This window comes from Methylobacterium sp. E-046 (assembly GCF_022829625.1).
Classification (GTDB): Bacteria; Pseudomonadota; Alphaproteobacteria; order Rhizobiales; family Beijerinckiaceae; genus Methylobacterium; species Methylobacterium longum.
The window spans coordinates 63,773-76,685 of the sequence record NZ_JAKSYP010000159.1 but is presented as its reverse complement, the minus strand read 5'-3'; the positions used below and the strand labels follow the sequence as shown (position 1 = coordinate 76,685).

General features: G+C 70.6%; 11 protein-coding genes and 1 other RNA gene. 2 read left to right on the top strand and 10 right to left on the bottom strand.

The window, feature by feature from the left end; translation table 11 throughout:
• Nucleotides 1-48: 48 nt before the first annotated feature.
• The 10 genes from mraY to MKK82_RS13655 form a co-directional block, all read right to left on the bottom strand.
• Nucleotides 49-1,134: a phospho-N-acetylmuramoyl-pentapeptide-transferase gene (gene mraY / locus MKK82_RS13700; RefSeq protein ID WP_238287654.1), complete on the bottom strand. Its 1,086-nt coding sequence runs from the start codon at nt 1,132-1,134 to the stop codon at nt 49-51.
• Between the two features lie 77 nt (nt 1,135-1,211).
• Nucleotides 1,212-2,663 (bottom strand): UDP-N-acetylmuramoylalanyl-D-glutamyl-2,6-diaminopimelate--D-alanyl-D-alanine ligase, encoded by a 1,452-nt coding sequence (locus MKK82_RS13695; RefSeq protein WP_238287655.1) that lies wholly within the window; start codon nt 2,661-2,663, stop codon nt 1,212-1,214.
• Between the two features lie 19 nt (nt 2,664-2,682).
• A complete protein-coding gene (locus MKK82_RS13690) occupies nt 2,683-4,143 on the bottom strand; it encodes a UDP-N-acetylmuramoyl-L-alanyl-D-glutamate--2,6-diaminopimelate ligase (protein WP_238287656.1) in 1,461 nt (486 codons plus the stop codon).
• 10 nt (nt 4,144-4,153) lie between these two features.
• The gene (locus tag MKK82_RS13685; protein WP_238287658.1) at nt 4,154-6,046 is read right to left on the bottom strand and encodes a peptidoglycan D,D-transpeptidase FtsI family protein; all 1,893 of its coding nucleotides are present in this window, start codon (nt 6,044-6,046) and stop codon (nt 4,154-4,156) included.
• A 6-nt stretch (nt 6,047-6,052) separates the two neighbouring features.
• Entirely contained in the window at nt 6,053-6,466 is a 414-nt protein-coding gene (locus MKK82_RS13680; RefSeq protein WP_238287659.1) for a hypothetical protein, read from the bottom strand.
• The gene (gene rsmH / locus MKK82_RS13675) at nt 6,463-7,530 is read right to left on the bottom strand and encodes a 16S rRNA (cytosine(1402)-N(4))-methyltransferase RsmH (protein ID WP_238287661.1); all 1,068 of its coding nucleotides are present in this window, start codon (nt 7,528-7,530) and stop codon (nt 6,463-6,465) included. The genes MKK82_RS13680 and rsmH overlap by 4 nt, the downstream gene beginning before the upstream one ends.
• A gap of 414 nt (nt 7,531-7,944) precedes the next feature.
• Nucleotides 7,945-8,343, bottom strand: an RNA gene (rnpB, locus tag MKK82_RS13670) — RNase P RNA component class A.
• A gap of 51 nt (nt 8,344-8,394) precedes the next feature.
• Nucleotides 8,395-8,835: a VOC family protein gene (locus tag MKK82_RS13665; RefSeq protein ID WP_238287663.1), complete on the bottom strand. Its 441-nt coding sequence runs from the start codon at nt 8,833-8,835 to the stop codon at nt 8,395-8,397.
• Between the two features lie 530 nt (nt 8,836-9,365).
• On the bottom strand, nt 9,366-10,346 hold the full coding sequence (locus MKK82_RS13660; protein WP_238290419.1) for an aldo/keto reductase: 981 nt from the start codon (nt 10,344-10,346) through the stop codon (nt 9,366-9,368).
• Nucleotides 10,347-10,479: 133 nt separating this feature from the next.
• Complete coding sequence (locus MKK82_RS13655; RefSeq protein WP_243986052.1) at nt 10,480-11,625, bottom strand: DUF2235 domain-containing protein; 1,146 nt, start codon at nt 11,623-11,625, stop codon at nt 10,480-10,482.
• 660 nt (nt 11,626-12,285) lie between these two features.
• On the opposite strand from MKK82_RS13655, the gene MKK82_RS13650 reads away from it, so the two are divergent.
• Entirely contained in the window at nt 12,286-12,516 is a 231-nt protein-coding gene (locus MKK82_RS13650; RefSeq protein ID WP_238290422.1) for an Rmf/CrpP family protein, read from the top strand.
• Nucleotides 12,517-12,647: 131 nt separating this feature from the next.
• On the top strand, nt 12,648-12,899 hold the full coding sequence (locus MKK82_RS13645; RefSeq protein WP_238290423.1) for a hypothetical protein: 252 nt from the start codon (nt 12,648-12,650) through the stop codon (nt 12,897-12,899).
• Nucleotides 12,900-12,913: the final 14 nt, after the last annotated feature.

The window sequence follows — 12,913 nt, the reverse complement described above, 5'->3', positions numbered from 1 at the left end:
GGGCCTGGATTGGATCGGCCGCTCGATCGGGGAGTCTAGCACAGATTTTCAGCGCAGCTTCAGCGTCGCCAATCCGGCGAGCGCCAGGATCACCGCGATGATCCAGAAGCGGATCACCACCTGCGGTTCCTTCCAGCCCTTCTGCTCGAAATGGTGGTGGATCGGCGCCATGCGGAAGACGCGCTTGCCCGTCAGCTTGAACGACGCGACCTGGATGATCACCGACATCATCTCCAGCACGAACAGGCCGCCGACGATGGCGAGCACGATCTCGTGCTTGGTCGCGACCGCGACGCTGCCGAGCAGGCCACCCAGCGCCAGGGAGCCGGTATCGCCCATGAAGATCTGGGCCGGCGGGGCGTTGAACCACAGGAAGCCGAGGCCGGCGCCGATCACCGCCCCGCAGACCACCGCGAGTTCGCCGGTGTCGCGCACGTAGTTCACCTGCAGGTAGCTCGCCGTGAACGAGTTGCCGACCAGGTAGGCGATGAACCCGAAGGTGCCGCAGGCGATCATCACCGGCACGATGGCCAGCCCGTCGAGGCCGTCGGTCATGTTCACGGCGTTGCCCGCCCCGACGATCACGAAGGCGCCGAACAGGGCGTAGAACCAGCCGAGGTTCAGGAGCGCGTCCTTGAAGACCGGAAACGCGAGCTGGTTCTGCAGCGTGACGGGGGAATAGACCGAGATCGTCACGCAGGCCGCCATCGCGATCAACGCCTCGAGCGTCAGCCGGAACTTGCCGGAGAAGCCCTTGTGGGACTGCTTCGTGACCTTGAGGTAGTCGTCGTAGAAGCCGATCGCCCCGAAGCCGAGGGTGACCGTCAGGGTCACCCAGACGTAGTGATTGCGCGGGTTCGCCCAGAGCAGGATCGCCACGACGGCGCCGGCCAGGATCATCAGGCCGCCCATGGTCGGCGTCCCGCGCTTGGTCAGCAGATGGGTCTGCGGACCGTCCTCGCGGATCGGCTGGCCCTTGCCCTGGCGCAGGCGCAGCAGCGAGATGATCCAGGGCCCGAACCAGAACACGAACAGGCCCGCCGTGAACAGCGCGCCGCCGGTGCGGAAGGTGATGTAGCGGAACACGTTGAACGGCGTGAAGGTGCCGCTCAATTCCGAGAGAAGGTATAGCATCCGGGCGTTCGGCCCCTCTGTTCAGGCACAGGTTTCAGGGGCGGCACCGAGCGTCCGGGACGGCTCGGGCGTGCCGGTCATGGGGCGCTCGCGAGGGCGCGCCGCGTCGGGTCGATCGCGTAGCGGGCTTTCAGCGCCTCGACAATCCGGCCCATGCGGCTGCCGTTCGAGCCCTTGACCATCACGGCGTCGCCGGATCGCAGGATCCCGGCGAGGGGCTCGACCAGCTCGGCGGCGGTGTCGGCCACGCCGCCGCGGCGGCTCACCGGGAGGGCCTCGAACAGGTGGCGCGTCAGGGGACCGGCCGCGAAGACGAGGTCGATCCGGGCGGCCTCGATCGCCTCGGCGAGGCCGCGGTGCAGTTCGGCCGAGGCGGCGCCGAGCTCCAGCATGTCGCCCAGCACCGCGATGCGCCGCCCGCGCGGGCCGGTCTCAATTCCCGCGAGGGTCGCGAGCGCGGCGCGCACCGAGGCGGGGTTGGCGTTGTAGCTCTCGTCGACGAGGTAGGCGGTGCCGCCGCCGATCTCCAGGGCGGTGCGCTCGCCGCGCCCGACGGGGGGCGTCAGCCCGGTGAGCGACAGGGCGGCCTGGGCGAGGTCCGCGCCCAAAGCGTGGATCACCGCCAGGACACCGAGGGAATTCAGCGCCGCGTGGCGCCCGGCGGTGCCCAGCTTGTAGGTGACGGGCTGTCCCATCACCACCGCGTCGACCACCGAGAGGTCGGGGCGCAGCACGATCCGCTGGGCGCGCACGTCGGCCTGCGGGTGCTCGCCGAAGCTGACCACGCGGCCGGCCTGGGAGGCCTGCGCGTGGGCGACGAGCCGATCGAAGTGCTGGGCGTCGCGGTTGATGATCGCCACGCCGCCGGCCCTGAGCCCGGAGAAGATCTCGCCCTTGGCGTCCGCGATGGCGGCCAGCGACGCGAAGTGCTCGATGTGGACCGGCTCCACCGTGGTGATCAGCGCGATGTCGGGCCGGACCTGAGCGGCGAGCGGCACGATCTCGGCGCCGTGGTTCATGCCGATCTCGAACACGCCGTAGCGCGTGGCGGCCGGCATGCGGGCGAGCGTCAGCGGCACGCCCCAGTGGTTGTTGTAGGAGGCGGCCGAGGCATGGGTCTCGCCCTGCCCCGACAGGACGTGGCGCAGCGCCTCCTTGGTGCCGGTCTTGCCTACCGAGCCCGTCACCGCCACGACCTGGGCATCCGTGCGGGCGCGGGCTGCCGCGCCGAGGCGGACCATCGCGGTCAGGACCGGGTCCGCGCCCGTCTCCGGCACCGCCAGGACGGGGCCGCGCGCCGCCAGATCTGCGGCGCGGCCTTCCGTCACCACCGCGGCGCCGGCCCCGCGGCCGAGGGCGTCGGCGACGAAGTCGTGACCGTCGCGGGCCTCGCCGCGGATCGCGAAGAACAGGTCGCCGGGCTGGATCGTGCGGGTGTCGATCGAGGCGCCGCCGATGGGGCGGCCCTCGCCGATCAGGCGCCCGCCCGTGGCGGCCTCGAGTTCCGCGCGGGTCCAGAGTGCAGTCATGGTCAGCCCCCTGTCGCCGTCAGGCCGTGGTCTCGGTGATCGCGGCGCGCACGGCCTCATGGTCCGAGAACGGCAGCGTCCGATCTCCCACGATCTGGCCGGTTTCATGACCCTTGCCGGCCACCACCAGCACGTCGCCGGACCGGAGCCGTCCCACGGCGCTGCGGATCGCCTCGGCCCGGTCGCCGATCTCCTCCGCGCTCGGCGCCGCCGCCAGGATCGCCCGGCGGATGGAGGCGGGCTCCTCGGTGCGGGGATTGTCGTCGGTGACGATGACCGTGTCGGCGAGCCGCTGCGCGATGGCCCCCATCAGCGGCCGCTTGCCGCGGTCGCGGTCGCCGCCGCAGCCGAAGACCACGATCAGACGGCCCGACGCGAACGGACGCAGCGCGGTCAGCACGCTCTCCAACGCTTCGGGCTTGTGGGCGTAGTCGACGAGGCAGAGGCCGCCCCGGGCCTCGCCGATCCGCTCCATCCGGCCCGGCACGCCGGTGAGATGGTCGAGCGCCGCGAAGACCCCGTCGGGATCGGCGGCTCCCGCCGGGGTGGTCAGCGCGAGGCCGGCCGCCACCAGGGCGTTCTCGACCTGGAACTCGCCGACCAGCGGCAGGCGCAGCGCGCGGGCGCGGCCCGCGAACATGAGGCGGACGGCCTGCGCGAACCCCTCCGTCCGGACGGATTCGACGTGCAGGTCCCGACCGCCGCGACCGACCGTGCGCACGGGCCGGCCGGCTCCCTCGGCGGCGGCGATCACGCGGTCGGCGTAGGCGCCGTCGGCGTTGACGATCGCCGGGCAGCCCATCGGCAAGAGGTCGGTGAACAACCGGAGCTTGGCGGCGAGATACTCCTCGATGCTGGCGTGGTAATCGAGGTGGTCGCGGCCGAGATTGGTGAAGCCGGCCGCGGAGATCCGCACGCCGTCGAGCCGGCGCTGCTCGATCCCGTGCGAGGACGCCTCCATGGCGAGATCGGTGATGCCCTCGGCGGCGAGCCGCGCCAGCGTCCGGTGCAGCGTCACCGGGTCCGGGGTGGTCAGCGAGCCGTACTGGGCGCCGTGATTGGTGACGATGCCGACCGTGCCGAGGCTCGCGGCGTCGCGGCCGAGGCGCGCCAGGATCTGGCGCACGAAGTCGGCCACCGAACTCTTGCCGGCGGTGCCGGTGACGGCCACCACGGTCCCGGGTTGCGCCCCCGCGAGCCGGGCGGCGGCCAGGGCCAGGGACCGGCGCGCATCGGCGACCGGGATCCAGGCGACCGCGTCCGGCAGGTCGGCGGGCCGTGCCCCTTCCCCGGCGACCGCGGCGGCGCCGCGCTGGGCCGCCTGCGCGGCGAAGCGGCGTCCGTCCGCCTTCGTGCCCGGCACGGCCACGAACACCGTGCCGGTGGCGACCTGCCGGCTGTCGGCCGTGAGGTCGGACACCGTCAGCTCCGCGGACGGGCCGGCGGCTTCGGGGAAGAGATCGGCGAGCCGGGCTGTCACGGATCCGACCTCACGGGCCGCCGAGCTGGTTGATGTGGTAGGCGTTGAGCTTGACCATCTGGGGGAACGGCCTCACTGGCGGCTCGAATTGCGGCGGCAGGCCGAGGATCGGGGCCACCCGCTCGATCACCCTGCCGGTGACGACGCCGGAGTTCCAGGCCGCCGTGGCGTAGCCGCCGGATTCCGGCAGGCCCTGCGGCTCGTCCATGATGGTGACGAACAGGTACTTCGGGTCGTTCATCGGCGCCGCCGCCATGAAGGTCGTGAACAGGCGGTTGTGGATGTAGCGGCCGCCGATCACCTTCTCGGCCGTGCCGGTCTTGCCGCCGACGAAGTAGTACGGGATCGCCGCCTTCTTGGCCGAGCCCTCGGCGGCGTTCAGCCGCATGATGTAGCGCATCGCCTCGGAGGTCGTCGACGACAGGACGTGCGTCGCGCGGGTCTTGGCCTCGTCCGGGTTCGCCTTCAGGAAGGTCGGGGTGATCAGGTCGCCGCCGTTGGCGATGGCCGCCACGGCCGCCGCCGCCTGGATCGGCGCCACCGCGATGCCGTGGCCGAACGCGATCGTGATGGTGTTGATCTCGGTCCAGCGGGACGGGACGATCGGCGCCGCGCTCTCCGGAAGCTCGGTGCGCAGCCGGTCGAGGAGGCCCATCTTCTTCAGGAAGGCCTTGTGGCCGGGCACGCCGACGCCGAGCGCCATCTTGGCCGAGCCGATGTTGGAGGAGTGCGTGAACACCTCCGGCATGGTGATGACGCGGTTGGTGCCGTGATATTCGTGGATCTTCTGGCGGCCCCAGTTCAGCACGCCGCCGCGGGTGTCGAAGGTCGAGTTGACGTTGTACTTGCCGGAATCGAGCGCCATGGCGAGGGTCATCGCCTTGAAGGTCGAGCCCATCTCGTAGACGCCGACATTCATGCGGTTGATGCGGTCGGGCGAGAGCGCGTCCTTCGGGTCGTTCGGGTCGAAATCCGGCATGGAGACGAGGGCGATGACCTCCCCGGTCTTCACGTCCAGGATCATCGAGGCGCCGGCCTTCGCCTTGAAGTGGTCGATACCCCAGGCGAGCTCGTCGCGCACCGCGAACTGCGCGCGCAGGTCGAGGGAGAGCTGCACCGGCTTGAGGTCGGCCTGCTTGCTGACCAGCCCGAAGCTGTTGAGCGCCTGCAGGCCGGTGGAGTCGATGTACTTCTCCATCCCGGCGATGCCGATGCCGTCGAGGTTGGTGGCGCCCAGGATGTGGGCGGCGGCGGTGCCGTTCGGATAGACCCGCTTGTGGTCGGGCAGGAAGCCGATGCCCGGGATGCCGAGCCGGTGGACCTCGGCCTGCTGCTTCGGCGTCAGCTCGCGCTTCACCCAGACGAAGCCCGCGCCGCTCCGGCCCTTGCGGGAGGACAGCTTGGCACGCAGCTCCGAGGCGTTGAGTTCCGGCAGGACCGCGGTGAGCAGCTCCACCGCCTCGTCCTTGTCGTAGATGTTGCCGGGCTCGGCGAAGACCGAGACCGTGCGGATGTCGGTCGCCAGGATCTCGCCGTTGCGGTCGACGATGTCGGGCCGGAAGGCCGTCGAGGACGCGGCCGCGACCCGGTGCTCCTGGCTGGGGGGCTCCCCGAAGATCGCCATCATCAGGAGCTTGGCCGAGATCGTCCCGAAGACGCCCACGAAGACCAGTCCGACCAGGGCGACGCGCATGTGCGAGCGCTCGATCGCCAGGCGGAACATGCTGCGCACGAACGCCCGGGCGCGCTCGGCGCGCGGCACCGGCTCGTGCGCCGCCTCCTCGATGAGGCGCGGCGCGGCCGCGGCATGGGCCAGCGCGGCGGCCTCCAGGATCGCGGCCTCGTGCTCGGCGACCTCGGCCGGGTGCGCCGCGTCTAGGATCTGGTCGGCATCTTCGGACACGGGGGACTACCTCGAAGCCGTCGTCGGGGTGCGGGTCGTGGTGACGGTGCGGGTGATCGAGCCGGTGGTACGCGGCTCGATCGTGCCCTTGTCCTTGGGCGTCGCCGTGGCGGCGAGCAGCCGGCCGATCTCGTCCCCGCGCTCGGGCCGGGCGGGCAGGTCCGAGAGGCGCGCCAGATGCGCCGTACCGATCGGCTCCAGGGCGAGGTGCTTGTCGACGGCCGCCTGGAGGCGGTCGGGGCGCGTCAGGAGCTGCCACTCGGCGCGCAGCACCGCGATCGCCTGCCGCTCCTTGTGCAGCGCCGTCTGCAGCTTCGAGACCTGACCGCCCTGGTAGAGCGTGTCGTACTTGATCGAGTAGGCGTAGATCGCCGAGGCGACGAGCCCGGCCACCGCCAGGAGGTTCAGGAGGCGGATCATCGGCGGGGACCCAAGCGGGCGGCGTCCGGCAGGCTCGCCAGGGCCGTCAGAGCCGCCAGCGGCTCCGGAACGTCGGATTCGGTGCGCTCGGCCGCGCGGAGCTTGGCCGACCGGGCGCGGGGGTTGCGCGCGGTCTCGGCCTCGTCCGGCAGGACGGGTCCCTTGGTGGCGAGGCGGAAGCTGCGCACGACCTCGGCGGTGGCGCCCGGCAGATGGCGCGAGCCCTGCGCGGACCGGCCGCTGCGCGCCGCGAAGAACTGCTTGACGATCCGGTCCTCGAGCGAGTGGAACGTCACGACGGCCAGCCGCCCGCCGGGTTTCAGCACCCGTTCGGCCGCGTGGAGCGCCCGGACCAGCTCGCCCAGCTCGTCGTTGACGGCGATCCGCAGGCCCTGGAACGTCCGCGTCGCCGGATGGATGTGGCTGCCGGGCTCGACCCGCACGACGCCGGCGACGAGGTCGGCGAGCTGCGCGGTGGTCTCGATGCGGCCGCGGCGGCGGGCCTCGTGGATCGCCCGCGCCACGGCCCGGGAGCGCCGCTCCTCGCCGTAATGGTAGATGATGTCGGCGAGCACCGCCTCGTCGGCCTCGTTGACGATGTCGGCCGCGCTCGGGCCGTCGGCGCCCATGCGCATGTCGAGGGGCCCGTCGTTGCGGAACGAGAAGCCGCGCTCCGGCACGTCGAGCTGCATCGACGAGACGCCGATATCGAGCACCACCCGGTCCACCTGCGGCACGTCGGCCTCGGCCAGGAGGGTATCGAGCTCGCCGAAGCGGCCCGGCACGAGGCGCAGGCGCCCTCCGAACTCCGCGACCAGGGTCTGCCCCCCCGCGATGGCGGTGGGATCGCGGTCGATCGCCACCACGTGCAGGGCGGGATCGCGCGCCAGCAGCGCGCGCGTGTAGCCGCCGGCCCCGAAGGTGCCGTCGACGGCGATGCCGCCCTCGGTCCGGAGGCTCTCGACCACCGCGTCGAGCAGGACCGGCACGTGCGGCTGGGCGGATGACCCGGCGGCGGGGCCGGCCCCCGCCGGCAGTCCGGATGACGGGCGACGCCGGATCATGGGCGGCCCGCCGCGCTGGCGCGATCCGGGGCGGAGTGTCGGCGCGCGCCGGAAACCCGGTCGCGAATGCGGCTGGTGCGTCTCATGATGCCCTGTACCGGACCGCGCGGGCGCGGCGCGCGTGACGGGAACGGCATCGGATGCGAAGCGCGCAGAACGCCGCGCACGGACGGGACCTGCTCTCGAGCAGGTGGCGCCCGGCGATCCGATACACGCCGTTGACGGGAGGATGCCGGGTATCATGGGCCTCGGAGGATCGTCAACGCACAAGCTTGGCGCTGCCGCGCAGACCGATCTGAACCCGGCAAGGTTAACCGAAGGTTTTTGTCGCGCGCGAAATCCCGCCCGCCAGCCCTGCCCCGGGGCCGGCGGCGGATGACGGGATGGCGCGGGCGCCGGGTTTCGCGGAGGCGGTGGATCAGCCGGCCTATAAGCCGGGTTCTGTAGGGCCGGTGCGCTCGCGCGCACCGACGTGGCGGCCATTCCTCTGGGACGGTCGTTGCCGACCGCCTCGAGCAACCAACCCGGGCGACTGGCCTGGAGAGCGGGCCTGCCCTTCTCGCGAAGGGCGCGCCGCCCCTATTCGGTCTTGCTCCCGGTGGGGTTTGCCGTGCCGTCCGCGTTGCCGCGTCCGCGGTGCGCTCTTACCGCACCCTTTCACCCTGACCCCGGACGGATCCGGGGCGGTCTGCTCTCTGTGGCACTGTCCCTGGGGTCGCCCCCGCCGGAGGTTATCCGGCACCGTCTCTCCATGGAGCCCGGACTTTCCTCCCCGGACGCCGAGGCGTCCGGAGCGGCCGCCCGGCCGGCTGATCCGCGGGCAGATGCGCCCGCGCCGCCGTCCGGGTCAAGGGCGAAGGCGCCTCACCAGGAGCCGGTGTTCTCCATGGATTTCCACGGCTCCTGCGGCGCCTTCGCGCCGCCCTTCTGGAGGATCTCGATGGAGATGCCGTCGGGTGACTTGACGAAGGCCATGTAGCCGTCGCGGGGCGGACGGTTGATGGTGACGCCCTTCTCCTGCAGCCGGGCGCAGAAATCGTAGATGTCGTCGACCTGATAGGCGAGGTGCCCGAAATTGCGCCCGCCCGAGTAGGTCTCCGGATCCCAGTTGTAGGTGAGTTCGATCAGCGGCGATCGCGTCTCCGCCGCGCGCTCGGCATCGCCGGGCGCGGCCAGGAACACGAGGGTGAAGCGGCCCTTCTCGTTCTCGACGCGCCGGACTTCCTTCAGCCCGAACGTGTCGACGTAGAAGGCGAGTGCCCGGTCGAGGTCGGCCACCCGGACCATGGTGTGCAGAAATTCCATGATTGCGCTATCCTTCTGATTTCAGTGAACATTCTGGCTGTTCTGGCAGCCGGCTGGCACGACCTTGCCCGCAGGGCGTCCCCCTGCGGCAGCTGAGCGATCGCCGCGGTAGCTAGGGTTTGATCGAACGGCGAGTAGGCCGCCCGGGCGTTCCGGCCCCCTCCCGGACCCCCGGGATCGGGCAGTCGAGTTGGCCTGCCGGCGATCTCTGCCACGACCGCGCTTCGTAGGCCGTCGGTGCCAGAACGGGTCGACGGGATGACGAACGATCACGCTCGACCGGGCGGGCCGAGCGGTATCGCCATCGCGCCGCTATCCCGCACCCGTGACTGACCTGCGAACGTACCCCTCGCGGCGATCCTGCGACACCGCCCGAACCGCTCGATCGGTGCGGTCCAGGGTGGCACGCCACGCCGTCTCACGGCCGGCCCGGATCGGTTCGCGTGCCACGGCCGGTTTGCGCTCGGGCCTGGACGGCCCTCCCCCGATCCCCGCCGCCCTGTCGCATCCGTCCCGGGCGCGGTCCGGCCTCAGCTGTGACCTGACACGGCGTGCGGGATGTACGGCGCCTCAAGCGCGGCGCACTCGTCAGCACTCAGCTCGAGCGTGAGCGCCGCAACGGCGTCGGTTAGATGCCCCGGCTTGGACGCACCGATGATCGGCGTGACCTGTCTGCCTTTGCGCAGAAGCCATGCGAGCGCGATCTGAGCGCGCGGAACGCCCCGCCGCTCAGCGACCTCGCCCAGCGCATCCACCACCTTGCGGTCCGCCTCCTCGGTCTTCCCGTAGAAGCGGTGAAGCGCATCGTCCGTCCTGAGGCGCTCGGTCGTCTCGTCCCAGGGGCGCGTGAGCCGCCCACGCGCCAGCGGGCTCCAGGGCATCACCGCGACGCCCTCCTCGGCGCACAGGGGCAGCATCTCCCGTTCCTCCTCCCGGTAGAGGAGGTTCACGTGGTTCTGCATGCTGACGAACTCCGTCCAACCGTGCAGGCGCGAGACGTACAGCGCTTTGGCAAAGCGCCAAGCCGGCATCGAGGAAGCGCCGATGTAGCGGGCCTTGCCCGCCTTCACGACATCATGGAGCGCCTCCAGGGTCTCCTCGATCGGCGTGTCGCAGTCGAAGCGATGGATCTGGTAGAGGTCGACGTAGTCGGTGCCGAGGCGCGTCAGACTCGCGTCGATCTCCTGCATGATCGCCTTGCGCGACAGGCCCATCCCGTTCGGGCCGGGTCGCATGCGATTGTAGACCTTGGTGGCGAGGACGATGTCGTCGCGGCTGGCGAATTCCTTCAGCAGTCTCCCCGTGATCTCCTCCGACGAGCCGTCGGAGTACACGTTCGCCGTGTCGAAGAAGTTGATCCCCTGTTCGATGGCCTGGCGGACGATAGGCCGGCTCCTCTCCTCATCGAGCGTCCAGGGGTGATTGCCCCTGTCAGGCTCACCGAAGGTCATGCAGCCGAGGCAGAGGCGAGAGACCTTGATCCCCGTGGAACCGAATTTCACGTACTCCATGCAGCCCTCCCGGCGGCAGGTTTGAGGGTCCTTGGGTGCAGCGTCGATCGATCGGCATGCGGGATAGGAACCCTGCGCGCCGAGCCTCCACCCACCGATGGGCTTGCAGCCTGCCGAGCTTGGTCTTGCTCGCTCAGTCCACGACCGGCAGTCCTGCGAAGCCGCCCGGCCCGAAATAGGGCTGCAGCGTCTTCGGCTGGTAGATCGCCGTCGAGCACGTTCCACTCTCGTCGTTCGTGCACAGCTGCGCGGCCTTGCCGTAGCGCTCGATGACACTCCGATGCACCGCCTCGTTAATCGCGCGAACCGGCCGTCCGTTCTCGTCCTGGGCGACGTACAGGCTCTCATTGAACGCCGTCTCGCACGGCCGCTCACCGATCCGTCGCAGCGTCGGTCGGAAATGGTCGAGGGCGAACAGCCCGGATGAGGAGTCGTGGGCCGCCGCCGCCGCGTTCAGCGGCCCCGCCGGCAAGCACGTCCAGTCGATCGCGAGCCCCGCCGCCTCGGCTTGCCTCGCCATCCAGACGAGCGGGATGTCGGCGAGCACCCGGGTCCTGTAGCCACCGCCGACATCGGCATGCGCGCCTGCAAACCACACCTGCTGGACCGAAGAACCGGCCGGTGCGGTCCCCGTCCAATAGGTCGGGATGAAGTTGTGGCGATGTTCGTCGATCGCCAGCGCCTGCACGGCCGTCTCCACGATGGAGCAAGGGCTCGTGTCGTGGAAGGCGAACGCCTTCTTGTTGGCGTCCGCGAGAAGGGAACCCGGGATGCCGAGGCTGCCGACCGTGTCCCAGACGCCCAAGAATCGGATCGTCACGCCGTCGTGTACCTGGGCCGCGTACCGGTCCCTGAAATCCTGCGGCGTATGGGGTTTGGCGGAGCGGTAATACGCCCAGGCGTCGGGCAGCGACTCCAGGGATGGCCGCTTCAGGACTCCGCAGGCGGATATCAAGCCAACTAGGCTGCGGGCGGTGAAGGCGCCGCGCGAGAAACCGAACAGGTAGATCTCGTCGCCGGGAACGTAATTCTGAGCGATGAACTGGTATCCCGACCGTATGTTGTCGTCGATGCCGAGACCAGTCGCGCCCTCTATGAAGGTTTCCAGCTTCAGGCCCGTCGTGCCGACGCCACGAAGGTAGAGCACGATCTGGAACGTCGCCTCGCCGGTATCGACCGAGCCGTGGATCGAGCGCGCGATCTGCGCGACGTTCGTATCCTCTGTTTGAAGGTCGTCGTTGTTCCAGGTGCCGTCGCAGCAGACCACGATGCGTTTCATCGACCCTGCCCCCGTGATAACCGGTCAGAAGAGCGTCACCATCGGTTTTAGTGCGTTTGACACCGATTTCATACGCCGCTGGCGCGCTTGTTGACTGCCGTGCGATGTCGGCCGGACCCAGACCTGTTTCCACGCCGCCCCTCAACCTCGGCACCGCACGCCGAGACCGCGCCGGATCGTCGCCTCGATCAACGGCGCAGTCGACGGTTCGCTGATCGCGCCGTCGGTGTCGGCGCCGGAATCTCCTCAGCCGACGTCCCGATAGCGGCCCCTCGTCGACGGTCCGACACCTGTGCTTCCGGGTGGTTCGCGGATGCCGGAAGCCCGTGTCGTCCGCCGGCCGGGGCAACGCACTCGGCCGGCGCCAAACCGGGCTCTGCGACGCGTCCCCGGACCACCCTCATCGGGACGAGGGCGGCGGGATCGGCCCGCGCCATCGGCTGCGGCCACCGTTCCGGACGTGAACGCGCTCGACGACCGTGCGGCCTGGCAACGGTCAAGCCCTGCGTCGTCCAGGCGGTGTCGGGACGAGCCTGACAGGTGTCGGTGAGAACGGCACGTTCGGTCACATCTGCTTGTCGCTCGCTCCGATCCGGGCGCTACTCAAGGCCGTCACGACAGCCTTGAGACGCCCTTGGGAGAGCGGAAGGACAAGCGACGATGATCATGGACGTCATCAAGTTGGGGACCCGTGCCCGCACGCTCGGTCGCCCGCGGGACGCCTGCCCCTACCCGACCGATTCCCGTGAACGTCGGGCCTGGTACGAGGGCTATGACGGCTCATCCTTGGCGTTCGGCATGCGCGTGCCGCACCCGGCCGTCACGCCCCGCAGCACCGGGAGGATGCTCGAAGTCGCGGCGGGCGCGGACGGGGCTTCAATGCTGGCCTGAGGCTCGAACGTCATGGGGCTGCGAACGCTCCCGACACACCCGACTGCCGGCCGCCGAGAGGCGCGCGGCGGGAACAGGCCCGGCCGGAGGGGAGGACGGGAAGACGGCGCGGACCGGCGTTCGAGGGGCGCGTGTTCGGTCGGCTGGAGCGGGTGGTGACCGCCTTGGTCGAGGCCGGACTGGCGGACCGCGCGGCCGCGCCGCCGAACCTGGTCGAGCGCCTACGGCACCTGGAGCGGGCTGCCGTGGCCGCCGGCGGAGACCGGCAGGTGCTTCAGGTCATCGCGTCGGGGCGGCGCCTGCTCGGCGAACCCGATGCGGTGGAGAGGCCCGTCGGATCATCGCCGTCCGCGCATGGGCGAGGACGTCCCGAACCGCGATGACCTCGGCCATCCGG